This is a genomic window from Bradyrhizobium sp. 142, from assembly GCF_023074015.1.
In the GTDB taxonomy this organism is placed as follows: domain Bacteria; phylum Pseudomonadota; class Alphaproteobacteria; order Rhizobiales; family Xanthobacteraceae; genus Bradyrhizobium.
On the sequence record NZ_JADPKQ010000311.1, the window covers coordinates 1 to 26,274 of the forward strand.

Consider the following 26,274-nt stretch of genomic DNA (forward strand, 5'->3'; position numbering starts at 1 on the left):
TCTCGCGATGACGCCCTTGCGCTTCGCTAACCCTTCGCCGCCATCAGGCTGGGTAAAGGACTTCCACCTCCAAGCTGTCGAACATGCTCGGCACACCAACGAAAAGAGGCGGGGTTTGGCCCCGCCTCTTTCTCAACTGTTGTCTCGGTGTTTGCTTACGCCTGGCTCGCAACCGCCTTGCCGAGCGCGGCTTGCGCGGCGGCCAGACGTGCGATCGGCACGCGGTAGGGCGAGCAGGAGACGTAGTCGAGGCCGATCGTGTGGCAGAACGCGACCGAAGCCGGATCGCCGCCGTGCTCGCCGCAAATGCCGACCTTGAGCGAGGGACGCGTCTTACGGCCGCGCGCAACGCCGATCTTGACAAGCTCGCCGACGCCTTCCTGGTCGAGCGCGACGAAAGGATCGATCGGGAGAATCCCCTTGGACACATAGGTCCCGAGGAAGCCCGCCGCATCGTCGCGACTGATGCCGTAGGTGGTCTGCGTCAGATCGTTGGTGCCGAAGGAGAAGAACTCCGCGGACTGCGCGATCTCGGCCGCGAGCAGGCAAGCGCGCGGCAGCTCGATCATGGTGCCGACCTGATAGGCGAGCTTGGTGTTGGTGTCGCGCATCACCGCCTTCGCGGTGGCGTCGATGCGCGCCTTGACGAGGTCGAGCTCCATCTTGGTCGCGATCAGCGGCACCATCACCTCGAGGCCCACGGCCTTGCCGGTTCGCTTCTCGGCCTCGACAGCGGCTTCGAAGATCGCACGCGCCTGCATCTCGGCGATCTCCGGATAGGCGATCGCGATACGGCAGCCGCGGAATCCGAGCATCGGATTGAACTCCGACAGCTCGCGCGCGCGGTCGGCCAAACGCCTGGGATCGGTGTTCATGGCGCGCGCCACTTCCTCGACCTCGGCATGGGTGTGCGGCAGGAACTCGTGCAACGGCGGATCCAGCAAGCGAATCGTGACGGGCAGGCCCTTCATGATCTCGAACAGCTCGACGAAGTCGGCACGCTGCATCGGCAGCAGCTTGGCAAGTGCAGCACGGCGCGACTGCTCGTCCTCGGAGAGGATCATCTCGCGCACCGTGCGGATGCGCGTCTCCTCGAAGAACATGTGCTCGGTGCGGCACAGACCGATGCCTTCCGCGCCGAACTTGATTGCGGTGCGGGCGTCCTCGGGCGTGTCGGCATTGACACGGACGCCGATCTTGCGGACCTGGTCGGCCCAGTTCATCAGCGTGCCGAACTCGCCGGAGAGCTCCGGCTCGATCATCGGCATGCGGCCGGCGAGCACCTGGCCGAGCGAGCCGTCGATGGTGATGACGTCGCCGGTCTTGAAGGTGCGCGAGCCGATGCTCATGGTGCCGCGGCCGTAATCGACGCGGATGGTGCCGCAGCCGGAGACGCAGGGCTTGCCCATGCCGCGCGCGACCACCGCCGCATGCGAGGTCATGCCGCCGCGGGTGGTCAAGATGCCTTCGGCGGCGTGCATGCCGTGGATGTCTTCGGGGCTGGTCTCGATCCGAACCAGAATGACCTTGCGCCCATCGCCCTGAAGCTTTGCCGCCTCATCCGAAGAGAACACGATCTCGCCGGAGGCAGCACCGGGCGAGGCCGGCAGGCCGGTCGCGATCACGTCGCGCTTGGCGTCGGGATCGATGGTCGGATGCAGCAGCTGATCGAGCGAGGCCGGATCGATCCGCGTCACCGCCTCCTTCTTGGTGATCAGGCCTTCATTGGCGAGCTCGATGGCGATGCGCAGCGCCGCCTTGGCGGTACGCTTGCCGCCGCGGGTCTGCAGCATCCAGAGCTTGCCCTGCTCGACCGTGAACTCCATGTCCTGCATGTCGCGGTAGTGCTTCTCGAGCAGCGTGTAGATCCGCGTCAGCTCCTTGAAGGCCTCCGGCATCGCCGATTCCATCGACGCCTTGTCGGAGCCCGACTCCTTCCGCGCGTCCTCGGTGATGTCCTGTGGCGTGCGGATGCCCGCGACCACGTCCTCGCCTTGCGCGTTGATCAGGAACTCGCCGTAGAGCTTGCTCTCGCCGGTCGAGGGATTGCGGGTGAAGGCAACGCCGGTGGCCGACGTCTCGCCCATGTTGCCGAACACCATCGCCTGCACGTTGACCGCGGTGCCCCAGGATTCCGGAATGTCGTGCAGCCTGCGATAAGTCACCGCGCGCGTGTTCATCCAGGAGGAGAACACGGCACCAATCGCGCCCCAGAGCTGGTCGTGCGGGTCCTGCGGAAAATCCTTGCCGATCTCGCGCGCGACAGCGTCCTTGTACTTGCCGACCAGTTCGACCCAGTCCTCGGCGGACAGATCGGTGTCGAGCGTGTAGCCCTGGCTGTCCTTGAAGGTATCGAGGATCTCCTCGAAGTGATGATGCTCGAACCCGAGCACCACGTCGGAATACATGGTGATGAAGCGACGATAGCTGTCATAGGCGAAGCGGCGATCGCCCGAGAGCTCCGACAGCGCTTCCACCGTCTCGTCGTTGAGGCCGAGATTGAGCACGGTATCCATCATGCCCGGCATCGAGGCGCGGCCGCCGGAGCGGACCGAGACCAGCAGCGGGTTCTTGCCGTCGCCGAACACCTTGCCGGTCAACTTGCCGACATAGTCGAGCGCCTTCTCAACCTGCGACTGCAACTCCTTCGGATAGGTCTTGTCGTGTGCATAGAAGTAGGTGCAGACCGAGGTGGGGATGGTGAAGCCCGGAGGCACCGGCAGCCCGAGATTGGCCATCTCGGCGAGGTTGGCGCCCTTGCCGCCTAGCAGGTCGCGCATCTCGGCGCTGCCCTCGGCCTTGCCGTCACCGAACGTGTAGACCCACTTGCCCGCCTTGGCCGCGACGGGCGCCGCCTTGCCCGGTGCTGGCTTGATGGGCGCGGTTTTGGCGGCAACCTTCGGCACAGCCGGCTTGGTCGCAGCCTTCGCGGCCGGCTTGGCAACGGGCTTCGCAGCTGATTTGGCGACCGGTTTCGAGGCGCTCTTCGGAAGCGCCTTGCGAGCCGCCGGCGCAGCTTTCGCCTTGGCGGAGGACTTTGATTTCGCTGGCATTTTCGCTGGAGTTTTATTGGGCTTCGAGGCGGCTTTGGCCATAGCTTGCATACAACCTGCGAGAGGAATGGGAAATCGCGCGCTTACACCACTTTGGGCGGGCGGGCGCAAGTCGAAGAGTTCCGGAAAATGAAGGCCTAGAGATGGAGCCACCTCAATAATCCGAGCCCGATCGCACCATTTATGATGAGAAAGATCGCGACGATCAGATTGAGGAGCCGCGGCATGATCAGGATGAGCACGCCCGCAATCAGCGATAGGATTGGCGAAATGTGGGCGACGGTGATGTGCATGAATTATCTTTCCAGACTTGGGGTAGCGTGAGGCGAATCGCGGGGCAGATCATAGCGGACCGAGTTCCGCGGGGAGAGACGCGTTAGGGGTGGCGCAGGTTCCACGCTTCGCGAAAACTGCCTGAAATTGCCTCGAATGTGGCCGCGCATTTGCCGGAACATTGCCTGGACGCATGCATTGGCAACCAGTCGCGCCACTGGCGCTTCCCGAAAATCACGTCGAAGGAGTTGCCTATGCGGAACAGGATTCTTGCTCTTGCAGCGCTCGCGGCCGCGATTGGCTCGCCGGTCGCAGCGCAGGCGCAAAGCGATGTCACGGTGGGCCGCGCGCCCGCCGTGGTCGACAGCGGCCCGACCATCGCGGTCGAACAGCGGCCGGCTTTCCGCGACTATGTCGTCGAACAACGTGTGCCGGCTTTCAGCATTCCGGGTCGCGTGGTGGTCGGTGCCACCTTACCCGATGCCGGCGTCACTTATTATGACGTCCCGCAGCGTTTCGGCGCCACCACCTACCGCTACACCGTCGTGAACGGCGAAACCGTGTTGGTCGAGCCGCGCTCGCGGCGCATCGTCGAGGTGCTGGACTAATTCAGTTCAACTCGATGTCCGGCGCGCCGATCGAGACCGGCGCATGCAGTTTAAATCGGACATCAGGCCCTGCCCGGTCCTCCCCCCGCCGGGCGGGGCTTTTTTGCCTTACGCTCACCACCGTCATTCCGGGACATGCCGAAGGCTTGGGCCCAGAATCCATCGGGCCACAGCGCATGACGATGAATGGATTCCGGGCTCGCGCTTCGCGCGCCCCGGAATGACAGGCTCAATTGTTGCGCAGTTAATCCTGGATCTTCGAGAAATCCGCGACCGCACGCGTGGCGCTGCGGATCTCATTTAGCAGCTTCAGCCGGTTCTCGCGCACCTTCGGGTCGTCGTCGTTGACACGAACTTTCTCGAAGAATGCATCGACCGGGGGACGCAGCTTTGCCATCGCGCTCATCGCCGCGGCAAAATCCTCCTTGGCAACGGCGGCACTGGCGTCCGCCTTCACCTCACCGATTGCCTTGGCCAGCACTTTCTCCTCGGTGAGGCTGTAGAGCGCAGGCTCCGGCGCGCCATCGAAGCTGCGTTTGTCCTTCTTCTCCTCGATGCCAAGGATATTGCTGGCGCGCTTGATGCCGGCGAGCAAATTCTTGCCGTCGTCGCTCTCGAGGAATTTGCCGAGCGCCTCGACGCGGCGGACGATCATCAACAGATCATCCTGACCGCCGAGCGCGAACACGGCGTCGACGAGATCGTGCCGCGCGCCCTGCTCGCGGAGCTGGATTTTCAGGCGGTCGGCGAAGAAGGCGAGCAGATCGTGAACGCGGGGCTTCAGCACCTTGTAGGCCGACTCCGTCACCTTGTTCGAAAATGAAATGCTCGGAATCTCGGCGTATTGCGCGTCGCCAATCCAATCGGACAGCTCAGCGATCAAATCGATTCCTTCCTCGTAGAGGATAGACGTTATCTGGACGGCGTGCTGGCTGAGCAGCTTCCAAAGCGGAAGGCGCAGATTGTTGTCGACGATGATCCTAATCACGCCGAGCGCTGCTCTCCGCAACGCGTAAGGATCTTTCGATCCCGTCGGCTTCTCGTCGATCGCCCAGAACCCAACCAGCGTATCGATCTTGTCGGCGAACGCCACTGCGACGCTCACCGGATCGGTCGGCACGCGATCAGCGGGCCCCTGCGGCTTGTAGTGCTCCTCGCAGGCCGCGGCGACAGAGGCGTCTTCGCCCTGGGCCAGCGCGTAGTACCTGCCCATCAGCCCCTGCACTTCCGGGAATTCGCCGACGACTTCGGTCAGCAAATCCGCCTTTGCCAGATGCGCGGCGCGCTTGGCCTTGCTGACATCGGCGCCCACCAGCGGCGCGATCTCGGCGGCGAGGCGTGCGATGCGCTTAATCCGCTCCGCCTGCGTACCGAGCTTCTCGTGGAACACGATCTGCTCGAACTTCGGCAGCCGTTCCTCCAGCTTCGTCTTCAGGTCGGTCTCATAGAAGAACTTCGCATCGGACAACCGCGGACGGATGACGCGCTCGTTGCCGGCGACGATGCTCTTGCCGCCGTCGGCCGCCTCGATATTGGCGGTGAGAACGAATTTGTTGGTCAGCTTGCCCGTCTTGGGATCCCTAACGACGAAGCACTTCTGGTTGTTGCGGATGGTGGCGCGGATCACCTCGTCCGGAATCGCGAGGTACTCCTTCTCGAACGATCCCATCATGACGACCGGCCATTCGACGAGACCCGAAACCTCGTCCAGCAGCACCTGGTCCTCGACCAGCTCAAGTCCCTGTGCGAACGCCAGCTCCTTGGCGTCAGCGAGGATGATGTTCTTGCGTGCCTGCGGATCGAGGATGACCTTCGCGGCCTTCAGCTTGGCTTCGTAGTCCTCAAAGCGGCGCACCTGAATTGGTGCCGGTGCCATGAAGCGATGGCCATAGGTGGTCTGGCCGGCCTCGATGCCGTCCACCGAGAACTTCACGACATCCGGCTCTTCGGTCTCGAGGCCGAACGTGGCGGTGATTGCGTGCAGCGGGCGCACCCAGTTCAGCGAGCCTGGTTTGCCGGAGCGCGCGCCCCAGCGCATCGATTTTGGCCAGGGGAAGGTGCGGATGATGACAGGGAGGATTTCGGCGAGCACGTCGATCGCCGGGCGGCCCGGCTTCTCGATCAGCGCGATGTAGAAATCGCCCTTGGGGTCGCGTTGGATCTTGGCTTCGTCGAGCGATGTCAAACCCGTCGCTTTCAAGAAGCCCTGCACGGCCGCATCGGGCGCGCCCATTTTCGGCCCGCGGCGTTCGGTCTTCAGATCGGGCTGGCGCGAAGGGATGCCGTGCACGGTCAACGCCAGGCGGCGCGGCGTCGCGAAGGCTTTCGCGCCCTCATAAACGAGACCTTCGGCGACGAGCTTGTCGGTGACCATGCGGCGCAGATCGTCGGCCGCCTTCGCCTGCATGCGGGCGGGGACTTCTTCCGAGAACAGTTCAAGCAACAGATCGGGCATCAGGCCGCTCCACCGGCTTCGGTGTGCATCCAGGCTTCGCCGCAGGCCTTTGCCAGTTCGCGCACGCGGAAGATGTAGCTCTGCCGCTCCGTCACCGAGATCACGCCGCGCGCATCGAGCAGATTGAACACGTGGCTTGCCTTGATGCACTGGTCGTAGGCGGGCAGCGCCATCAAATGCGCCTCGCGCTTGCCCGATTCAGATTTTTTTTGCCAACCCGCGTCGAGATATTTCTTGCAGGCGGCTTCCGCCATCTTGAACTGCTCGAACAGCATCGTGGTGTCGGCGACTTCGAAATTATGCCGCGAATATTCCCGCTCGGCTTGCAGGAAGACGTCGCCGTAGGTGACCTTGGCGTCACCGTCGCGGCCGTTGAAATTGAGATCATAGACGCGGTCGACGCCCTGCACATACATCGCCAGGCGCTCGAGCCCATAGGTGAGCTCGCCCGCGACCGGCGCGCATTCGAAGCCCGCGACCTGCTGGAAATAGGTAAACTGGCTCACTTCCATGCCGTCGCACCAGCACTCCCATCCGAGACCCCAGGCGCCCAGCGTCGGACTCTCCCAGTCGTCCTCGACGAAGCGGATGTCGTGCACGGCGGAATCGATGCCGATCGCGGCGAGCGACTTCAGGTACAGCTCCTGAAGGTTCGGCGGCGACGGCTTCATGATCACCTGGAACTGGTAGTAGTGCTGCATCCGATTCGGGTTCTCGCCGTAGCGGCCATCCTTGGGCCGGCGCGAGGGCTGCACATAGGCGGCGTTCCAGGGCTTTGGCCCGAGCGCGCGCAGGGTGGTGGCCGGATGGAAGGTGCCTGCGCCCATCTCCATGTCGTAGGGCTGCAGGATGACGCAGCCCTGCTCGGCCCAGAACCGCTGGAGCGCGAGGATAAAACCCTGGAACGAGCGTTCCGGGCGCATATGGGCGGGCAATGAGGCGTCCATCGTCAAATCAGGCTCTCGCGGGGGATGAATCGCGCGGGACCGTATCGACGGCGGGGATGGGAATCAAGGCGAAGGGGTGCTTCTTACCTCTCCCGCTTGCGGGAGAGGTCGGCGCGCGCCGGGCGATGCGAAGCATCGTCCCAAGAGCGCCGGGAGAGGGCTCTATCCTCTTGGGCGTCTCGCTTGCGGAGACACCCCCTCCCTACCCCTCCCCCGCAAGCGGGAGAGGGAGATCACCTTGCGCGCGGAGAGAACTAACCCGGCCGGTAAGCTCCGGTCACCGGGTCCTGTTTCAGCGTCCGGATTTCCCCCATGTGGGCGGCCTCGGCGACGCGCGACAGGCGCATCTCCTCCAGCTCCTGGTTGATCCGGATAGCGGTCTTGTAGGCCCAGCGGACCACGGCAAGCCCGCCTAGGACGCCCGCGAAAGCGACGAACGGCGGCATCGGTCGATCCTTGTTCAATGCTCAGCCCCCACGGACATTCTTGCGCAGACCGGGCCGCGCCGCAATTGGCTCACCGAGAGGCCAAATGGCGCGGCAGGGTGCCGGCTAGAACCCGAATTTTGCCCAAATCGCGCGGGTTTCGACCGCTGAAATCAGCTCGTCCGGCAGACCGGCCATCGATTCCAGGGCCGCAAGCTGGCCGGCGCCGGGCGATTTGCGCCCCAGAAGGCCGGACAGCAGCCCGCTCGGCTGTGCGATCACGGGGGTGAGAACCTGCTCGCCATAGCGGGCACGAAGAGTTGAGCGGAGATCGCCGATGCCATCGGCGAGCCCTAGAGCGATCGCACTCTCGCCGGCCCAGTACTCTCCGGTGAACAATGTGTCGTCGGCACTCTTCAGCCGCACGCCGCGGCTCTCCTTCACCAGCGCAATGAAGATCTGGTGGATCTCGCGCTGGATCGCCTTCAGCTTCGCCACGTCATCAGGGTTTTCGGGCAGGAACGGATCGAGCATCGCCTTGTGCGAGCCGGCGGTGTACAGGCGCCGCTCGATGCCGAGCCGCTTGATCGCCTCCTGGAAACCGAAGCTGCCGCCGACCACGCCGATCGAGCCGAGGATCGAGGATGGATCGCAAATGATCTCGTCGCCCGCGCAGGCGATCATGTAGCCGCCGGACGCCGCGACGTCCTCGACGAACACCAAAACCTTCAGCTTCTTCTCGGCCGCGAGCTGCTTGATGCGCAGATAGATCTGGCGCGACTGCACCGGCGAGCCGCCGGGCGAGTTGATCACCAGCGCCACCGCCTTGGCGTTGCGGACCGCGAAGGCGCGCTCCAGCACCCGCGCGAGGCCCGCGAGCGTCATGCCTGGACGCAGCGGCGTCACCGCGCCGATCACGCCGGATAGCCGCACCACCGGCACCACCGCCGTGCCGGGACGGAAGCGCGCAGGCAGATATTGCATCAGTTTGTCGGGCAGGCCGGAACCTTCGCGATCGTTCAATTGTTCGGCCATGCCATTACCTCTGATTAACCATTTCTTATCACGCGACTGTCATTGGAAGTGCCTGGAACGTGTTTTGCAGATTTCCCGTTGGGAGGCTGCAATGCGCCAGCGGAGAGCGACATGAAAATCTATCTGCTGATACTGTTGATCGGGGCGCTTTTCACAGCGATTCGCTTCACTTCGCCGCAAGAACAGCAGTCGGAATCGCTTCCGCAGTAAGCCGTCACGACTCCGACAACGGCAAAGCCGCTCTCCCTTCCAGAATATCCGTCACCTCTTTTTTGGGCACATGTGACTCTTCGTTGAGCGTGAGGCCCGGCAGCAATCGCGTCGGCGCGCGGCCGCCTTTGACTGCGCGCACCAGCAGACGGATCGCCGGCCGCCCCGCCTCACCGTGAACCGGCAGGATCGACAGGCTGCCGAAGCCGCGTGACAGCGCTGCCAAAACCTCTGCTATCCCATCCGCACGCCAGATCAAAGTCAGCACGCCGTTCGATCGGAGGATGCGCCGCGCCGCATGCACCCAGGCGTCCAGCGTTTCCTTGGTCGCCACATGCGCGATGTGCCGCGCCTCGTCCGGCGAACCGCGATGCCGCGTGGAATCGTTGAAGGGCGGGTTCATCATCACAATGTCGGCACTGTCGGGCATAAGGCGATTTGCCGCGAAGGCCTGTGCGTCGGCCGCGATGTCGAGCACGATCGCCTCGGCAGCGATCGCATTTGCCGCTGCATTGGAGCGCGCGAGCTCTGCCAGCTCCGGATCGATCTCGACCAGGCGGAGGTTGATGCCGGCCACGCGCCGGGCCAGCGCCAGCCCGGCCGTGCCGACGCCGGCGCCGAGATCGACCACGCGGTCGTCTGCCCGGGCCTCCGTCGCCGCCGCGAGCAGGATAGCGTCGTGTCCCGCGCGGTGGCCCGACCGCTTCTGCTTCAGACGCAGCTGCCCGCCGAGAAACGCATCCTCGGTGAGGTCGGGCAAGGTCTCACTCATCGCCGCGCAGTTCGTGGCTGAGCCCGGCATCGGTCAGAAGCTGCCGGGCCTCCTTCGCATCGTCCTCATGGACCAGGATCCGCCGCGGCAAAATGCCGAGCGAGCCCTCGATGATGCTCATGTTCTGGTCCAGCACCAGGTGATGGATGTTGGCGCCGTCGAGCAGCGCGCCGATTGCCGACACCAGCACCATATCGTTGGTCCGAACCAGTTCTCGCAAAACACAGGACTCCTGCCTGACGGGGTTGAACCTGCAATGTCAATGGTTCCGCGGCCCTTGCCGCATCCGCGTCCAGTTTCTATTGTCTTTCCATCAGAATAGCCCCTCCGGGGCAAATATTGGAGACCGGCGTGGCCGTCATCGTACCTTTCGAAACCCCCGGCGCGTCGATCGAAGAGCTGGTTGCCCTTGTTGCTCCCGACATGGAGCGCGTCAACGCGACGATTTTGTCGCGAACCGGCTCTGAAGTAACCATGATCCCCGAGGTCGCCAACCATTTGATCTCCTCCGGCGGCAAGCGATTACGCCCGATGCTGACGCTCGCCATGGCCAACCTCGCCGGCTACACCGGCGATGGCCACGTCAAGCTCGCCGCCTCCGTCGAATTCATGCATACCGCGACCCTTCTGCACGACGACGTTGTCGACGAGAGCGAATTGCGCCGCGGCAAGCTCTCGGCGCGCATGCTGTGGGGCAACGAGGCGAGCGTGCTGGTCGGCGACTTCCTGCTCGGCCAGGCCTTTCGCATGATGGTCGAGGTCGGCTCGCTCCGCGCGCTCGACATCCTGTCCGCCGCCGCCGCGACCATCGCCGAGGGCGAGGTGATGCAGCTTGCCGCCGCCAAGAACACCGCAACCACCGAGGACGAATATCTCGCCGTGATCCGCGGCAAGACCGCCGAGCTGTTCGCGGCCGCCTGCGAGGTCGGGCCGGTGATCGCCAACCGCCCGAAGGCCGAGCAGACCGCCTGCCGCTCGGTCGGCATGAATCTCGGCATCGCCTTCCAGCTCGTCGACGACGTGCTCGATTATGGCGGCAAGAGCGCCAAGCTCGGCAAGAACACCGGCGACGATTTTCGCGAAGGCAAGATCACGCTTCCCGTCGTGCTCGCTTTCCGCCGCGGCAATGACACCGAACGCGCGTTCTGGATCCGGGCGCTCGAGCGCGGCGAGATCGGCGACGGCGATCTTGACCACGCCCTCGGCCTGATGAACAAGCACCGCACGCTCGAGGACACGCTGAGCCGCGCCCAGCACTACGGTGCCATGGCGGTCGACGCACTGGCGCTATTCCCGTCGTCGCCGATGAAGAGCGCACTGGAGCAGGTCGTGGCGTTCTGCCTGGCGCGGTCGCATTAGGTGCTATGGCGCAAGCGGCGCGATGCCCGGCATCGCGGCTGACGCCTCGAAGGATGCACGGCCTGGGTGTAGCCGGCCGGTAAGACGAGAGCACTTGCAATCACGCCAGACAGCGCTACGACAACAGGATGAGCGCAACGAATTTCTGGCTATTCCTGGCGGCCGCACTCGTCATTGCCGCAATTCCTGGCCCCGGCATCTTCTACGTGGCGGCCCGAACGCTGTCGGAAGGGCGGACGAGCGGATTCGCGTCGACCGCGGGCACAGCTCTGGGCGGTCTGGTCCATGTGCTGGCGGGCAGCCTCGGTATCTCCGCGATCATCCTCGCCAGTGCCGAACTGTTCGCCGTCGTGAAGTTCGTCGGCGCGCTCTACCTGGTCTGGCTCGGCGTTCGCACGTTTCGCAGCGCCGGCCGCGTTCTGTCGCTTGAGAGCGAAGCTGTCGGCGACAAGCGAGCGTTCCGAGACGGCGTGCTGGTCGAGGCGCTGAACCCGAAGACCGCGGCGTTCTTCCTCGCCTTCATTCCGCAGTTCCTCGATCCGGCAGCATCGAGTCCCACGCTGCAATTCATCGCGCTCGGCGCGATCTCGGTGGCGCTGAACACGCTCGCCGACGGCGTCGTGGTGCTGATGGCTTCTGCAACGCGCACGCAACTGATCGGCCGGCCGCACCTGATGCGGAGCCTGACGCAAGGCTCCGGCGTCTTCATCGCCGGCCTCGGCTTGTCACTCGCATTGGCGCGGCGGCCCGTGCCCGGCTAGAGTCGGGAATCTAGACGGCCCAATCCACAACTGCGTCGATAAAGGTCTGGGCCTGACGGATCGCATCCTGCCTGGTGGCGCAGACGCCGACCGTAACTGTCTTGCCCTTTCCGACGGTCCATCTCCAGCCGTGCGGAAAGCTCATTTCGACAATCGAGAAACTGATGCCGCGATGTTCCACGGAGAACCTCCGTTGGCATTTGGTTGCGCGGATGAAGGCTAGTGCTTTCGTTGGCGAAGATCCAGCCGGGCCTCGAGAAAGGCACTGGTCTCACCCAGTTCCGCGACAAGGCGGAACTCTCCCCGGGCTTAACGAAGACATCCTAGCTCAGCGTCCCCGAATGGACCCACCAGCCGGGGTGATCGCGCCGGATTTTTTCGGCGGCGGTGCGGGCGTCAGCGATCTCGCCGAAGATCGCAAAGCATGTCGCGCCGGAGCCGGACATGCGGGCGAGCTTGACGCCTGCGGAGTCGCGCAGTGCCCCCAGCACGTCGCCGATCACGGGCTCGATGCGCATCGCGGGAGCTTCGAGGTCGTTGGCGACGGTTTCGAGAACGTCGACCCAATCGGCAATCGAGGCGCCCTCCTCCGGCCAGGCCGCGGCCCCGAAGACCGAGGTGGCGCCGACCAGCAGCTCGCCATTACGCAGGCCGAGCGCCTGGAACACGTCCTTGGTCGCGACCGGTACGCGCGGATTGACCATGACGCAGGGCATGCTCGGCAGCGCGAGCGGCAGCAATTGCTCGCCGACACCGGTCATGTCGCAGGCGCGCGAAAGCAGGCACACCGGCACGTCGGCGCCGGTCGCGAGCGCAACCTTCTTCAAGCGGGGATCGTCGAGCGACAAATTGTTGAGGCGCGCGAGCAGCCGCAGCGCCGCAGCCGCATCGGCCGAGCCGCCGCCGATGCCGGCCGCGACCGGCAGCACCTTGTCGAGTGCGAAGGCACCCAGCTTCAGGTTTGGCACGGCCTCGGCCAACAGCTTAGCCGCCTTGAACACGAGATTGTCAGCAGTGTCGCCGCAAGCCGCCGCGAGCGGCCCTGTGGTAGTGAGCTTCAGCTCGCCGCCCGGCTCCAGCGTGAGGCGATCGGCACAGTCCGCAAACGCAACCACGCTTTCGAGATCATGATAGCCGTCAGTGCGACGGCCGACGACGCGAAGGCTCAAATTGACCTTCGCCCGTCCTTCTTCAACCAACGCCGGCATCGGCGACACGCCCCCACACCTTACTTCCTTCTTTCGCATGATTTTGTCGGAAAGCTATTACCCGCCATTCCGGATCATGCGCACAGATCAGCCGCCCTTGCCGTCATCCTTTTTCTTCTCGGCCTGCGCCGCCGAAGAGTTCGAATTATCGTCCGACATGCCGTTGGCGATCTTGGCCTCGATCTTCGGCAGCTCCTCCGGCTCGGGCTTGAGATCGCGGGCATGGGCCCACTGGAATTTGGCTTCCAGTGTACGGCCGACGCGCCAATAGGCGTCGCCAAGGTGATCGTTGATGGTGGGATCCTCGGGCTTGAGGTCGATCGCACGCTCGAGATTCTTCACCGCCTCCTCGTAATTGCCGATGCGGTAATAGGCCCAGCCCAGGGAGTCGACGATGTAGCCGTCGTCGGGGCGCTGCTCGACGGCGCGCTTGATCATCTTCATGCCTTCGTCGAGGTTCACGCCCTGGTCGATCCAGGAATAGCCGAGATAATTGAGGACGTGCGGCTGGTCGGCCTGGAGCTCGAGCGCCTTCTTCATGTCGGCTTCGGCCTTGCCCCACTGCTTGGAGCGCTCCTCGCAGATGCCGCGGTAATAGTACCAGACGCTGTTGGCCTTGTCGTTGCCGGCCGGCAGCACGTCGATGCCTTGCGAATAGGTCGCACCGCAGTCGCCGAACTTCTTGCGGCCGCGCTCGAGATTGCCGAGCGCCATGATGGCTTCGAGGTCCTTCGGATCCTCGCTGACGACGCCCTTGAGGATCTTGATCGCCTCGTCGGTGCGGTCGGCGGAATCGAGATCGACCGCGAGCTGGATCTGCGCATTGCGCTTGAGCGGCGAGGACGACGGCACGCGCTCATAGACCTTGATGGCCATCTGCGGCCGCTTCACGGACTCGTAGAGATCGGCGAGCGACAGCAGTGCCAGCGGATGGGTGGGCTGGAGGTAGAGCGCGAGCTGGAGATAGACCAGCGCGAGGTCCTCGCCGCCGCGGCGGGTCAGGGTAGCGCCGATGCCGTAGAGAGCTTCGGCCGCACCGGCTTGCGCGGAATCGGCCAACGGCGGCATCTTCTTGCTGGCCTTGGTCTCGCGCAGGCCTTCCTGAATCAACGGATGACGGGCGAGCTTCTTGTCGAAGGCCTGATAGACGGCGGTCGCAGCGGCGGAATCCTTGTTGCGCGACAGCCAGCGGCCATAGGCCTCGGTGATGCGCAGCATGGAATCGTCGAGCTTGTAGGCGCGCTCGAAGCGGACGCCCGCGTCCTTCTCCTTGCCGGCGAGCTCGAGGATCATGCCGGCGTGGAGATCCTTAAACAGCGGATACCATTCGGGACCGGCCAGCTTGTCGATGGCGGCGATACCGCCTTTGGCGTCGCCGGCGCCATAGGCGGCCCAGCCCGACAGCAGCGTGGCGACGAGATCAGTGATGGGACCGCGGATCGACTGGTTGATGTTGCTCTGCGCGGTCGCGTACTTCTTGAACTTGAGATCGTGCACGCCGACGACGAGACGTGCGACGCGATTGGTCTTGTCGATGGTGAGGATGCGCTCGGCGAGCTTGACCGCTTCATCAATGTCGCCGTCCGCAACCGAGGAAATGAAGGCGCGGTCGAGCAGCTCGTTGTTCTTGGGATCGCTGCGCAGCGCGGAGCGGTAGAAGGCGGCGGCGGACGCCGCATCGCGCTCGACGCTGGCGTGGCGGGCGGCGAGATAGCTGCCGGAGGTCGTGAGCGCCTTCAGGTCATTTCGGGTCGGAAACTGCGCCGCCGTGTCGGCCGGATGATCCGGCGTCTGCGCCATGACCCCGCCGGGGACCGTCGCGATCGCTGTGCCCAGGAGGGCGATGGCAGCAACGGTCAAGCGGTTGAAACGATTTGAGAACATCAGGGCTCGCCTTGAGTTGGTAGTGCCAGGGTTTGGAGCAAAAAGGCCGTCTCGCATGCGAACGCGGCCGGTGGCATCGGGACCCGGAACCGTCAGGGCGAACAATGCCGCTTTTGGCGCTTCGCCGCAAGGATTCGGACCGGGCGATCCCCTCCGCGCGCCACAACCGGCCCTAGCCGCCCAAAACGCTCTTACTATGGCCGTATCGTGGCTGCGGCGGCCGTCGGCTACCCCGTTCCTCACGCGAACGTGCGTCACATTGCCCGCGTCGGCAGACCTGAGATTCGGCCTCACATGGCCTCGCGATTACATGGCCTCGTAATTCGGCCCGCCGCTGCCCTCCGGAGGAACCCAGGTGATGTTGCCGTTGGGGTCCTTCACGTCGCAGGTTTTGCAGTGGACGCAGTTCTGGGCGTTGATCTGGAAGCGCGGGCTCGTGCCCTCCTCCACCCACTCATAGACGCCGGCCGGGCAATAACGGTTCGAGGGTCCGGCGAAGACGTCGTGCTCGGACGTCTTCTGCAGGTTCATGTCGGTCACCTTGAGATGGACCGGCTGGTCCTCCTCGTGATTGGTGTTGGACAGGAACACCGAGGACAGCTTGTCGAAGGTGATCTTGCCGTCCGGCTTCGGATAGCTCCTTGGCACGTGGTTCTTTGCCGGATCGAGCGTCGCGCGATCGGGCTTGGCGTGCGACTGGGTCCCGAACAGCGAGCCGCCGAACAGCGTGTTGCACCACATGTCGAAGCCGCCGAGCGCGACGCCGATCATGGTGCCGAACTTCGACCACAACGGCTTGACGTTGCGGACCAGGAACAAATCCTTGCCGACGGACGACGAGCGCCAGGCGTTCTCGTACTCGACGATCTCGTCATTGGCGCGATCGGCAGCGATGGCGGCCGCGACCTGCTCGGCGGCGAGCATGCCGGTCCCCATCGCATTGTGCACGCCCTTGATGCGCGGGACGTTGACGAAGCCGGCCGCGCAGCCGATCAGGGCACCGCCCGGGAAGCTGAGCTTCGGCACCGACTGGTAGCCGCCTTCGGTGATGGCGCGCGCGCCATAACCAAGCCGCTTGGCGCCTTCGAAGGTGCCGCGGATCGAGGGATGGGTCTTGAAGCGCTGGAACTCGTCGAACGGCGACAGATACGGATCGTTGTAATTGAGATGCACGACGAAGCCGACGGCGACGAGATTGTCGTCGTAATGATAGAGGAACGAACCGCCGCCGGTCCTCAGGTCGAGCGGCCAGCCGAAGGAGTGCTGGATCAGACCCTTCTGATGCTTGGCGGGGTCGATCTGCCAGACCTCCTTGAGGCCGATGCCGAATTTCGACGGCTCGCTGTTGGCGTCGAGCGCGAACTTGTTGATCAGCTGCTTGGTCAGGCTGCCGCGGGCGCCTTCCGCGAACAGCGTGTACTTGCCGAGCAATTCCATGCCGCGGGTAAAGGAGTCCTTCGGTTTGCCGTCCTTGCCAATGCCCATGTCGCCGGTGGCGATACCCTTCACCGCGCCCCGCTCGTCATACAGCACCTCGGTCGCGGCAAAGCCGGGATAAATCTCGACGCCGAGCGCCTCCGCCTTGCGCGCCAGCCAGCGGCAGACATTGCCGAGCGAGCCGATATAGCAGTGATGATTGTCCATCAGCGGCGGCATGATGAAGTTCGGCAGCTTGATCGCGCCGCCAGCCGTCATCCAGTAGAAGCGATCGTCCTTCACCTGCGTCTTCAGCGGGCAATCGGAATCCTCGCGCCAGTCCGGGACGAGCTTGTCGAGCCCGGCCGGATCGATCACCGCGCCCGAAAGAATATGCGCACCGACCTCGGAGCCCTTCTCCACCACGACGACGTTGAGATCGGCGTTGAGCTGCTTCAGCCGGATCGCGGCCGCAAGGCCGGAGGGGCCGGCGCCGACGATGACGACGTCGAATTCCATGGATTCGCGCGGGGGAAGTTCTTCGGTGCTCATCTGATCTCAGCCCTTGAGACGGTTCCTTGGTCGTTTGCGCTCCCTTGTTTCCGATTTTTCCGGGTAGGACAACCACGGAAATGCGTTCCATTGGGATGCAAGCCGCCCCAAACTGATATAAAAGTCCGATTTTCCAAATGATCCCCGAACCCGCACCCACCGTCCGAGAGCTTCTCGCCTTCTATCTGGAGGCCGGTGTCGACTGCGCGCTCGCAGAGGAATCGATCGACCGGCTGGCCGAGGCGGACGCCCCGCCGCCGGCCCCACGCGCAGCATCCCCGGTCGAGGCACCGCGGCCAGTCGCCGCGCCGGCCGTGATCCGCGGTGAGGTTGCGCCCGCACCAGAGGTCGCGATCGCTTCTGCCCGCGAGGCCGCGCGCACCGCCCCGACGCTGGAGGCGCTGCGCGAGCTGATGCAGAGCTTCGAGGGCTGCGCGTTGAAACATACGGCGACGCGGCTGGTGTTCGCCGACGGTAATCCGCAGGCGCGCATCATGTTCGTGGGCGAGGCGCCCGGCCGCGATGAAGACATTGAAGGGCTGCCCTTCGTCGGACGCAGCGGAAAGCTGCTCGACCTCATGATCGGCGCGATCGGGCTCAACCGCAGCACGGCCTACATCGCCAACGTGATCCCGTGGCGGCCGCCCGGCAACCGCACGCCGACGCCGCAGGAGACGCAGATCTGTCTGCCCTTCATCCAGCGCCAGATTGAGCTGGTGAATCCGGACGTGCTGGTGACGCTCGGCAATCCCTCGACGCAGACGCTGCTGTCGACGCGCGATGGCATCATGCGCACCCGCGGCCGCTGGTTCGACTACAACACCGGCGCGCGCACCATCCGCGCGCTACCGACGTTCCACCCGGCCTATCTATTGCGCTCGCCGTCCTACAAGCGCCTGGCCTGGCAGGATCTGCGGGCAATCGCGAAGGTGATGGCGGGCGCGTGAGGCGCAGAACGACCCATCCCCGTCATTGCGAGCGCAGCGAAGCAATCCAGACTGTCACCGCGGAAAAACTCTGGATTGCTTCGCTGCGCTCGCAATGACGAGGGGGAGCGCGCGCGTGCGACTTACGTCCCCTTCGGCCGCACGATGGCCCAGCCGATGCGCAGCAATTGCTGGCGTCCGGTCACCAGCCATTCGAAGGCGCGCGGCACTTCCGGCACGATGCCGGGAAAGCGCTTGAGGATGTCGGGCGGCGGGGTACCGGCAGTGTCGGAGGCGCGCCAGACCACGACGCCGCCGCTCTCGCTGAACCTTGCCGGCGTCATCCAGGGCGTGCGCGCAGGCTCGGCATCGATGAACAGATGCGGCCGGCCGGAATGCAGCGTGATCAGACTCGCAAGCTGGGTCTCGCCGGCGACCGCGCGCAGGCGATGGTTGGTGCGGCGGGAAAAGCTCTCGTCGAAGAAGTCCGAGATTTCGCGGGCCGGCATCGAGGTCGCGATCTCGCCGGTGCCGGTCCAGGGCAGCAGCAGGGATGCCAGCACGACGCCGGCAGCCGGCGCCGCCACGGCGGCAGCCCACACCATGCGCAGCAACCGCGCGCGGCGCATCGCGATGAGATCGCCGGCCGCGACGACCATGGCAAGCCCCGACATCAGCAGCACGGCGCCGGCACCGCCGACGACGCCGTCGAGCCCGAACAGGCCGGAGATGACGACCCCGCCGAGCGCCGGCGCAAGCGCGAAGAAGTAGACGAAATTGCGCGCGAGCGGCTCGACCCGCGGCCGGTAGATGATCGGTGCCTCGTCGCCCTTGCCGGCGAACCAGCGGCTGTTGAGGAAGGCCAGGACCGGGATCGTCACCGCGCCCAGCACGAGGCCGCCGAGCAGCCAGGCCGCGTTCAGCGCGCGGCCATTCAATTCCGAGTGCTGCGGCAAGGCCGGCACGGTCAGCGTCTCCGCGCGCATCACCCAGATGGCATAAGGCAGCACCAGCACGGCGACCACGACCAGCGCATACAACGGATCGAGCGCCCGCAGCGTCCTGCGCCCGCCGGCGGTCGTGAGCGCGAAGATAACAAGCAGCAGCAAGAGATAGATCGCCGCGGGCGTCGTGAGCAGCAACAGCCCGGCTTCAATCGACCAGGCGAACCAGCCATTGCCGCGGCGCTGGCCGATGAGTTGCCAGGAATGCAGCAGGAGCAGCGCCCAGAGCGGGCGCGCCAGCACCAGCGGACCGAAATCGAGCGCGGAGGATGAGAAGACCAGCAGCGTCATGGTCAAGAGCACGGCGAGCACCGCCTGCTGGGCGCCAATCACCGCGCGCGCCAGATGATAGAGCGCGACGAAGGTCGCGATCTCGCACAGCTCGGCCAGCACATAGACGCCGAACATGTGGCCGCCGGCAGCGCGATAGGCGATGTCGGCGAGCCAGACGGCCAGAGGCGGGCCGAGATCGGTGCCGACCTGGTATTCGCGGCCGAAGGCGAGCAGGGTCGCGAGGTTGCCGGGCGGGCTGCGGTAGAACACCAGCGCCACGAACAGCCACATCGCAGCCTGCAACAGCACGGCGATCCACACGATCAGCCGCGGCCGGGCGCGAATGAGCTCGATGACCAGGGAGGTAAACCGCATGCAACGTCCGAAAGATGCAGCCAACCCGTGCAGCCGGCCCTATTGCTCACGACTGTTTTGATAGAGGGCGCTGCGCGTCGTGGCAACGACCGTCTGCCGGTCATGCCCGGGCTTGTCCCGGGCATCCACGTTCTTCGGAGCAGGCGGCAAAGACGTGGATGGCCGGGTCAAGCCCGGCCATGACGATGCGGAAGCTGCGGGACGAGACCCTAGAGCCTCGCTGAAGCGTCGATTTCGACGTCCGCTTCCAGCTCCGCGTCAACCTCGGTCACCGCGAACAAGTCCGGGATCGGCTCGACGGTCCAGGGCATGTGCTTGGCGCGGGCGGCGACGACGGGGGCGAAGAAGCTGCGGTGGTGGACGGAGGGGCCGAGGCGGTCGAGCGCGTCGAGGTGGTCCGGAACGGCGTAGCCCTTGTGCTGCTCGAAACCGTAGCCCGGGCAGTCCTGCGCCAGCGCGCACATCAGCCGGTCGCGCGTCACCTTGGCAATGATCGAGGCCGCCGCAATCGACAGGACGATGCCGTCGCCGCCGATCACAGCCTCGCAATCGCACGCCGTATCGAGCCGGTCGCGGCCGTCGACGAAGACGTGGCGGGGCGCCTCGGGCAGCGCGCCCACCGCACGCTTCAAGGCCCACAGCGAGGCCCGCAGGATATTGTCGCGGTCGATCCGGGAGCGCGAGGCGACGACGACGGAGACCTGCGCGGTCGCGCAGATCTTGTCGAACAGTCTTTCGCGCTCTTCCGCCGTCAGCCGCTTGGAATCGTCGATGCCGCGCGGGATACGGGCGGGATCGAGGATCACGGCGGCCGCGACCACCGGCCCGGCGAGCGGCCCGCGGCCGGCCTCGTCGCAGCCCGCCACCGGCCAGACCCCGCGCTTGATCAGCGCGCGCTCGCGGCGGAAGCTCGGCGGGGCGATGGCGATAATGCCCGTCTTGGCTGCGCTCTTGCCGGCCTCGGTCTTGCTGGCCTCGGCCTTGCCAACCGTGGTCTTCGCAGGCTTCCGAGGCGTGGCCTTCTTGGCCGGCTTGTTGGCGGACTTGTCCCGAATCATGGCCGGGATCCTGCGCAAGCGGTCGGGTCCGCGCAACAGGGAACCCCGGACAATTCCCGTTATTCAAGCGGGCAGCGTTAGTCCGTCAGATGCACCCGCCGGTCCTGGCCGACATCAATGCCAGGCGCGACCACGACCTCCCAGGGATGACCATCGGGGTCGGCGAAATAGCCGGAATAACCGCCATAGTTGGTCTCATGCGCCGCTTTTAACAGCGTCGCACCCTTCTCGACCGAGAAGGCCAGCACCGTGTCGACCTCCTCGCGCCTCCGGCAGTTCCAGGCGAGCGTCATCCCGCGGAACGTTGATGACCTCGGCTGGTCCGGCAAAGTCACGTCAGCCGCGAGTTGATCCCAGGGAAACAGCGCGAGCACCGGACCGCCGGTGTCGAAGAACGCGACGGCCTCGCCGGTCGCCTTTAGTCGGCGCGAGAAACCGAGCGCGTCATAAAAGGCAATGCTGGCGCGGATGTCGCTTACACCCAGCGTGATGACGGTCAGCCGCGGCACCGGCGTCGGCAATTCCTTACTCATGATACGCCTCGTGCACGTTCCCTCTAGAACAGGCTGAGCTGATCGCCGTTCCGCTTCGGCCTGGCAAAATGATCCGTCGTCAGCTTCGCGCGCCGTTTGTTGAGGCCGAGCCTGTCGCAGGCGATCTCGAAGCGGCGGCCGATGGTCCAGGCCATCGGGCCGGTGCCCTTCATCCGCTCGCCCCATTTCGAATCGTAGTCGCGACCGCCGCGCATGTCGCGGATCAGGGTGAAGACGTGGCGGTAGCGGTCCGGATAGTTCGCCATCAGCCATTCGCGGAAGAGATCGCGGACTTCGAGCGGCAGCCGCAACAGCACGTAGGAGGCCTCCTTGACGCCTGCATGGGCCGCTGCATCCAGGATGCGCTCGATCTCGGAATCGTTCAGCGCAGGGATCACGGGCGCGACCATGACCGTGGTCGAAATGCCCGCATCCGACAGCTGCTTCAGCGCTTCCAGCCGCTTCGGCGGCGTCGAGGCCCGCGGCTCCATGGTGCGCGCCAGGTTCGGATCGAGCGAGGTCACCGAGATCGCGACCTTGGCGAGGCTGCGCTTGGCCATCCGCGCGAGAATATCGATGTCGCGTGTCACCAGCGCCGACTTGGTGACGATGCCGACGGGGTGGCCGGCACGCTCCAGCACCTCCAGAATGCCACGCATGATTTTGCGCTCGCGCTCGATCGGCTGATAGGGATCGGTGTTGGTGCCGATCGCGATCATCCGCGGCTCGTAGCCGGGCGCGGCGAGCTCCTTCTCGAGCAGCGCCGGCGCCTCGGGCTTGGCAAACAGTTTTGACTCGAAGTCGAGCCCCGGCGACAGGCCGAGATAGGCGTGCGTTGGCCGTGCGAAGCAATAGACGCAGCCATGCTCGCAGCCGCGATAGGGATTGATGGAGCGGTCGAAACCGATATCGGGGGACTCGTTGCGAGTGATCACCTTGCGCGAGGTGTCGAGCCCGACCGTGGTCTTGAACGGCGGCAGCTCATCCAGGCTCTGCCAGCCGTCGTCGAAGGCGACGCGCGCCTCGGCTTCGAAGCGGCCGCTGGCGTTGGATTGCGCGCCCCGCCCTCGCCTGCGCTCGCGGTCGATCGCGACGGCAAGCTCGGGGAAAGCGGCAGGAATATCTGAAGGCGCACCCGCCGGCTCGGAGGGCGCCGTGACCGGCGGGTGCTTGAGGGCACGAGAGGATGCTCGACTCATGAAGCCAAGATAGCATGCGGCAGGAACAAATCAAGAACGAGAACGCGAAAACAACCCCACGCACAGTAGCGCTGCCCAATGTTCGGGCGCGCGCCTTTGACCTCACGCAACATCCAGGTCCGGCGATCCGGCAGGGATCGATCGCGCCGGAACATGGTTGGTGACGATCGCTGGGTGAAAGTCGGCAGGAACATGACAAATCAACGACAATCGGCCGCGGCGAGCAGCGACCTCGATCTGCTCGATCGCTACTGGCGTGCCGCAAACTACCTCTCCGTCGGCCAGATCTATCTCCTCGACAACCCGTTGCTGCGCGAGCCGTTGCGGCCCGAGCAGATCAAACCGCGTTTGCTCGGCCATTGGGGTACGACGCCGGGGCTGAACTTCATCTACGCCCATCTCAACCGCGTCATCCGCACGCTGGACCTCGACATGATCTATGTCTGCGGTCCCGGCCATGGCGGCCCGGGCATGGTTGCCAACACCTATCTCGAAGGCAGCTACAGCGAGATCTATCCCGACATCGGGCGCGACACGGACGGATTGCGCAAGCTTTTCCGGCAGTTCTCCTTCCCCGGCGGCATCCCGAGCCACGCCGCGCCGGAAACGCCGGGCTCGATCCACGAAGGCGGCGAACTCGGCTACGCACTGGTGCATGCCTATGGCGCGGCGTTCGACAATCCCGACCTGATTGTCGCCTGCGTCATCGGCGACGGCGAGGCCGAGACCGGGCCGCTCGCGGCGAGCTGGCACTCGAACAAGTTCTTGAACCCGGCGCAGGACGGCGCGGTGCTGCCGATCCTTCATCTCAACGGCTACAAGATCGCCAATCCCACTGTCATGGGGCGGATGCGCGACGCGGAGATCCGCGAGCTGTTCCGCGGGCTCGGCCACGAGCCGCTGTTCGTCGAGGGCGACGATCCCAAGCTGATGCACCGGACCATGGCCGATGCGCTCGACGTCGCGCTCGCCAGCATCCGCTCGATCCAGCAGCACGCCCGCGACGGCCGCAAGGCGGTCGAGCTGCCACGCTGGCCGATGATCGTGCTGCGCAGCCCGAAGGGCTGGACCGGCCCCAAGGAAGTCGATGGGCTCAAGGTCGAGGGCTTTTGGCGCGCCCATCAGGTGCCCGTCTCCTCCTGCCGCGAGAATCCAGCGCATCTCAAAGTGCTCGAAGACTGGATGCGCAGCTACGAGCCGGAAAAGCTGTTCGACGCGAACGGCGCGCTCGCCTCCGAGCTGCAGGCGCTGAATCCCGAAGGCAACCGCCGCATGGGCGCCAATCCGCACGCCAATGGCGGGCTGCTGAAGAAAGAGCTGAAGCTGCCGGACTTCCGCAGCTTCGCGGTCGAGGTGCCCCGGCCTGGCGGCGTCACCGGCGAAGCGACGCGCGAACTCGGCAGATTCCTGCGCGACGTCATCCGCCTCAACGCACAGGAGCGCAACTTCCGCATCATGGGACCGGACGAGACCGCGTCAAACCGGCTCGACGCGGTGTTCGAGGCCACTGAACGCGTCTGGATGGAGCCGACCGAGCCTTACGACGTGCACCTCGCCCAGAACGGCCGCGTGATGGAGGTGTTGAGCGAGCATCTCTGCCAGGGCTGGCTCGAAGGCTATCTGCTCACCGGCCGGCACGGCTTGTTCTCCTGCTACGAGGCCTTCATCCACATCGTGGATTCCATGTTCAACCAGCACGCCAAATGGCTCAAGGTCACGCGCGATCTGCCGTGGCGGCGCCCGATCGCATCGCTCAACTATCTCCTGACCTCGCATGTCTGGCGCCAGGACCACAACGGCTTCAGCCACCAGGACCCCGGCTTCGTCGATCTCGTCGCCAACAAGAAGGCCGATATCGTCCGCATCTACTTTCCGCCGGACGCCAATACGCTACTGTGGATCGCCGACCACTGCCTGCGCACTTATAACCGCATCAACGTCATCGTTGCCGGCAAGCAGCCGGCGCCGCAATGGCTCTCGATGCAGGACGCCGCCACCCATTGCGGTGCCGGCCTCGGCATCTGGACATGGGCGAGTACCGAAGACGCAACTCGCGAGCCCGACGTGGTCATGGCCTGCGCCGGCGACGTGCCGACATTGGAGACGCTCGCCGCCGTCGACCTGCTGCGCAAGGCGCTGCCCGAGCTGAAGATCCGCGTCGTCAACGTCGTCGACCTGATGACGCTGCAACCAAAGGAGCAGCATCCGCATGGGCTGTCCGATCGCGACTTCGACAGCCTGTTCACGCGCGACAAGCCGGTGATCTTCGCCTATCACGGCTATCCCTATCTGATCCACCGGCTGACCTATAACCGCACCAATCATGCCGGCATGCATGTGCGCGGCTTTGCCGAGGAAGGCACCACGACGACGCCGTTCGATATGGTCGTGCTCAACGAGCTCGACCGCTTTCATCTGGCGATCGAGGCGATCGAGCGTGTCCCTGGGCTCGCGACCAGGGCCGCGCAGGTCAAACAGCAATTCCGCGACGCGCTGATCGCGCATTCACACTATGTGCGCGAGCACGGCGAAGACATGCCGGAGATTCGCGACTGGGTCTGGCACAACAGCGCGGGCGGCAAGACTCCGGCCGAAGCAGGCAATTGACATCAAGCCATGTCCGACGCGGTCCTCGCTCTCAACTCTGGTTCGTCCAGCATCAAGTTCGGCCTGTTCGAGCTGTCGGGGACCGATCCCGCCTTGCTTTGCAAGGGGCTGCTCGACGAGCACGAGACGACGCCCCGGCTCATCGTGAAGAGCCCGGCGGGCGAGGATCTCTTCGAAAAGCAACGGACAGGATCAGATACCGACAGCGATCATCTGTTCGCCGACGTGCTCGCCTTTATCGAAGGGCATTTTGGTGGTCGCCACTTGCGTGCCGTAGGCCATCGCATCGTCCACGGCGGCCCGGACTATTCCGGTCCGGCCGAATTGACGGAAGATGTCTACGCGAAGCTTGAAGCGCTGACGCCGCTGGCGCCGCTGCACCAACCGCTCTGTCTCGCGCCTATCCACACCATCCAGGCGATCCGGCCTGCGTTGAGGCAAATCGCTTGTTTCGACACCGCTTTCCACCATGGTCTGAGGCCGCCGGCGAGCCGCTTCGCCATTCCGAAGCGCTATGAGGAGCGCGGCATCCGCCGCTACGGATTTCACGGCCTCTCGTTCGAATATGTCGCAGGACGTCTGGCCGAGATCGCGCCGGAGCTGGCCGCGGGACGCACCATTATCGCGCATCTCGGAAATGGCGCGAGCCTCTGCGCCCTGAGCAACAGCCGCAGCGTTGACACCACGATGGGTTTCACCCCGCTCGATGGCCTCGTGATGGGCACGCGCTGCGGCGCGATCGATCCCGGCGTTCTGCTCTATCTGCAACAGCACGAGAAGATGTCGGCCGAGGCGGTGCAGCACCTGCTCTATCACGACTGTGGCCTGCTCGGCGTGTCCGGCCTCTCCGCGGACATGCGCACGCTGCTTGCAAGCGGCGAGGCTGCGGCGCGGGAGGCTATCGATCTCTTCACCTTCCGCGCGGCGCAGGACATCGCGATGATGGCGACCACGCTCCAGGGGATAGATTGTCTGGTCTTCACGGGCGGCATCGGCGAGCACAGCAAGGAGATTCGAAGCGAGATCGGCGAGCGTCTCGCCTGGCTCGGTGTGCGCATCGATGCCGTTGCCAACGATGCGGCGCACGATCGTATCAATGGCCGCGACAGTGCCGTCGATGTGTTCGTCATCGCGACCGACGAGGAGCTCATGATTGCGCGGCATTGCGCCGCGGTGCTGCAGGCCATGAAAGCTTAGGAGGTAATGAAATGAAATACGGTCGGCCGCTCTGACCTTCCTTCTCCCCTTGTGTGAGAAGGTGGCGCGAAGCGCCGGATGAGGGGTTCTGTCCGCGCTCACATCTCCAAATCCGCGCGCGGAGACAGACCCCCTCACCCGAGC

22 protein-coding genes are annotated in these 26,274 nt (G+C 64.9%); 6 read left to right on the forward strand and 16 right to left on the reverse strand.

Annotated features, from left to right (window positions below; translation table 11 throughout):
• Positions 1-155 precede the first annotated feature (155 nt).
• Together ppdK and IVA82_RS28260 are read right to left on the reverse strand one after the other, a co-directional pair.
• Positions 156-3,095: a pyruvate, phosphate dikinase gene (ppdK, locus tag IVA82_RS28255; protein ID WP_247391108.1), complete on the reverse strand. Its 2,940-nt coding sequence runs from the start codon at positions 3,093-3,095 to the stop codon at positions 156-158.
• A gap of 95 nt (positions 3,096-3,190) precedes the next feature.
• Positions 3,191-3,346 (reverse strand): DUF3096 domain-containing protein, encoded by a 156-nt coding sequence (locus IVA82_RS28260; protein ID WP_247391107.1) that lies wholly within the window; start codon positions 3,344-3,346, stop codon positions 3,191-3,193.
• 234 nt (positions 3,347-3,580) lie between these two features.
• Here IVA82_RS28260 and IVA82_RS28265 point away from each other — a divergent pair, with 234 nt between their 5' ends.
• Positions 3,581-3,934, forward strand: coding sequence for a DUF1236 domain-containing protein (locus tag IVA82_RS28265; protein ID WP_247391106.1), 354 nt, complete (start codon positions 3,581-3,583; stop codon positions 3,932-3,934).
• A 244-nt stretch (positions 3,935-4,178) separates the two neighbouring features.
• Here the strand turns inward: IVA82_RS28265 and glyS are convergent, their stop codons facing one another.
• The 6 genes from glyS to IVA82_RS28295 form a co-directional block, all read right to left on the reverse strand.
• A complete protein-coding gene (gene glyS, locus IVA82_RS28270) occupies positions 4,179-6,389 on the reverse strand; it encodes a glycine--tRNA ligase subunit beta (RefSeq protein WP_247391105.1) in 2,211 nt (736 codons plus the stop codon).
• Complete coding sequence (locus IVA82_RS28275; RefSeq protein WP_247391104.1) at positions 6,389-7,336, reverse strand: glycine--tRNA ligase subunit alpha; 948 nt, start codon at positions 7,334-7,336, stop codon at positions 6,389-6,391. The genes glyS and IVA82_RS28275 overlap by 1 nt, the downstream gene beginning before the upstream one ends.
• A 254-nt stretch (positions 7,337-7,590) precedes the next feature.
• A complete protein-coding gene (locus IVA82_RS28280; protein WP_247391115.1) occupies positions 7,591-7,782 on the reverse strand; it encodes a hypothetical protein in 192 nt (63 codons plus the stop codon).
• A 105-nt stretch (positions 7,783-7,887) separates the two neighbouring features.
• Entirely contained in the window at positions 7,888-8,796 is a 909-nt protein-coding gene (locus tag IVA82_RS28285) for a S49 family peptidase (protein ID WP_247391103.1), read from the reverse strand.
• 214 nt (positions 8,797-9,010) lie between these two features.
• On the reverse strand, positions 9,011-9,778 hold the full coding sequence (locus tag IVA82_RS28290) for a methyltransferase (RefSeq protein WP_247391102.1): 768 nt from the start codon (positions 9,776-9,778) through the stop codon (positions 9,011-9,013).
• On the reverse strand, positions 9,771-9,998 hold the full coding sequence (locus IVA82_RS28295) for a DUF2007 domain-containing protein (protein ID WP_148743091.1): 228 nt from the start codon (positions 9,996-9,998) through the stop codon (positions 9,771-9,773). The genes IVA82_RS28290 and IVA82_RS28295 overlap by 8 nt, the downstream gene beginning before the upstream one ends.
• Positions 9,999-10,129: 131 nt before the next feature.
• Between IVA82_RS28295 and IVA82_RS28300 the strand changes: the two genes are divergently transcribed.
• Positions 10,130-11,137 (forward strand): polyprenyl synthetase family protein, encoded by a 1,008-nt coding sequence (locus IVA82_RS28300; protein ID WP_148743092.1) that lies wholly within the window; start codon positions 10,130-10,132, stop codon positions 11,135-11,137.
• A gap of 128 nt (positions 11,138-11,265) precedes the next feature.
• A complete protein-coding gene (locus IVA82_RS28305; RefSeq protein ID WP_247391101.1) occupies positions 11,266-11,898 on the forward strand; it encodes a LysE family translocator in 633 nt (210 codons plus the stop codon).
• Between the two features lie 10 nt (positions 11,899-11,908).
• On the opposite strand, the gene IVA82_RS28310 is transcribed toward IVA82_RS28305, so the two are convergent.
• The 4 genes from IVA82_RS28310 to IVA82_RS28325 all read right to left on the reverse strand — a co-directional run bounded on the left by IVA82_RS28310 (position 11,909) and on the right by IVA82_RS28325 (position 16,958).
• A complete protein-coding gene (locus tag IVA82_RS28310; protein WP_247391100.1) occupies positions 11,909-12,079 on the reverse strand; it encodes a hypothetical protein in 171 nt (56 codons plus the stop codon).
• 142 nt (positions 12,080-12,221) lie between these two features.
• A complete protein-coding gene (locus IVA82_RS28315; RefSeq protein WP_247391099.1) occupies positions 12,222-13,106 on the reverse strand; it encodes a 4-(cytidine 5'-diphospho)-2-C-methyl-D-erythritol kinase in 885 nt (294 codons plus the stop codon).
• Positions 13,107-13,193: 87 nt separating this feature from the next.
• Positions 13,194-14,990: a tetratricopeptide repeat protein gene (locus IVA82_RS28320; RefSeq protein WP_247391097.1), complete on the reverse strand. Its 1,797-nt coding sequence runs from the start codon at positions 14,988-14,990 to the stop codon at positions 13,194-13,196.
• Between the two features lie 306 nt (positions 14,991-15,296).
• Positions 15,297-16,958: an electron transfer flavoprotein-ubiquinone oxidoreductase gene (locus IVA82_RS28325; protein ID WP_247391096.1), complete on the reverse strand. Its 1,662-nt coding sequence runs from the start codon at positions 16,956-16,958 to the stop codon at positions 15,297-15,299.
• 137 nt (positions 16,959-17,095) lie between these two features.
• Between IVA82_RS28325 and IVA82_RS28330 the strand changes: the two genes are divergently transcribed.
• A complete protein-coding gene (locus IVA82_RS28330; protein ID WP_247391095.1) occupies positions 17,096-17,905 on the forward strand; it encodes a uracil-DNA glycosylase in 810 nt (269 codons plus the stop codon).
• 122 nt (positions 17,906-18,027) lie between these two features.
• Here IVA82_RS28330 and IVA82_RS28335 read toward each other — a convergent pair whose 3' ends face one another.
• From IVA82_RS28335 to IVA82_RS28350, 4 genes are all read right to left on the reverse strand, one after another.
• On the reverse strand, positions 18,028-19,536 hold the full coding sequence (locus IVA82_RS28335) for a glycosyltransferase family 39 protein (RefSeq protein ID WP_247391094.1): 1,509 nt from the start codon (positions 19,534-19,536) through the stop codon (positions 18,028-18,030).
• Positions 19,537-19,745: 209 nt separating this feature from the next.
• Positions 19,746-20,594, reverse strand: coding sequence for a ribonuclease HII (locus IVA82_RS28340; protein ID WP_247391087.1), 849 nt, complete (start codon positions 20,592-20,594; stop codon positions 19,746-19,748).
• A gap of 77 nt (positions 20,595-20,671) precedes the next feature.
• A complete protein-coding gene (locus tag IVA82_RS28345) occupies positions 20,672-21,127 on the reverse strand; it encodes a VOC family protein (protein ID WP_247391085.1) in 456 nt (151 codons plus the stop codon).
• Positions 21,128-21,150: 23 nt separating this feature from the next.
• Positions 21,151-22,326, reverse strand: coding sequence for a PA0069 family radical SAM protein (locus IVA82_RS28350; protein ID WP_247391084.1), 1,176 nt, complete (start codon positions 22,324-22,326; stop codon positions 21,151-21,153).
• A gap of 192 nt (positions 22,327-22,518) precedes the next feature.
• Between IVA82_RS28350 and IVA82_RS28355 the strand changes: the two genes are divergently transcribed.
• Together IVA82_RS28355 and IVA82_RS28360 are read left to right on the forward strand one after the other, a co-directional pair.
• On the forward strand, positions 22,519-24,933 hold the full coding sequence (locus tag IVA82_RS28355) for a phosphoketolase family protein (RefSeq protein WP_247391082.1): 2,415 nt from the start codon (positions 22,519-22,521) through the stop codon (positions 24,931-24,933).
• Between the two features lie 9 nt (positions 24,934-24,942).
• Positions 24,943-26,130 carry an acetate/propionate family kinase gene (locus IVA82_RS28360; RefSeq protein ID WP_247391080.1) on the forward strand — a complete coding sequence of 396 codons (1,188 nt, stop codon included), beginning with the start codon at positions 24,943-24,945 and terminating at the stop codon, positions 26,128-26,130.
• Positions 26,131-26,274: the final 144 nt, after the last annotated feature.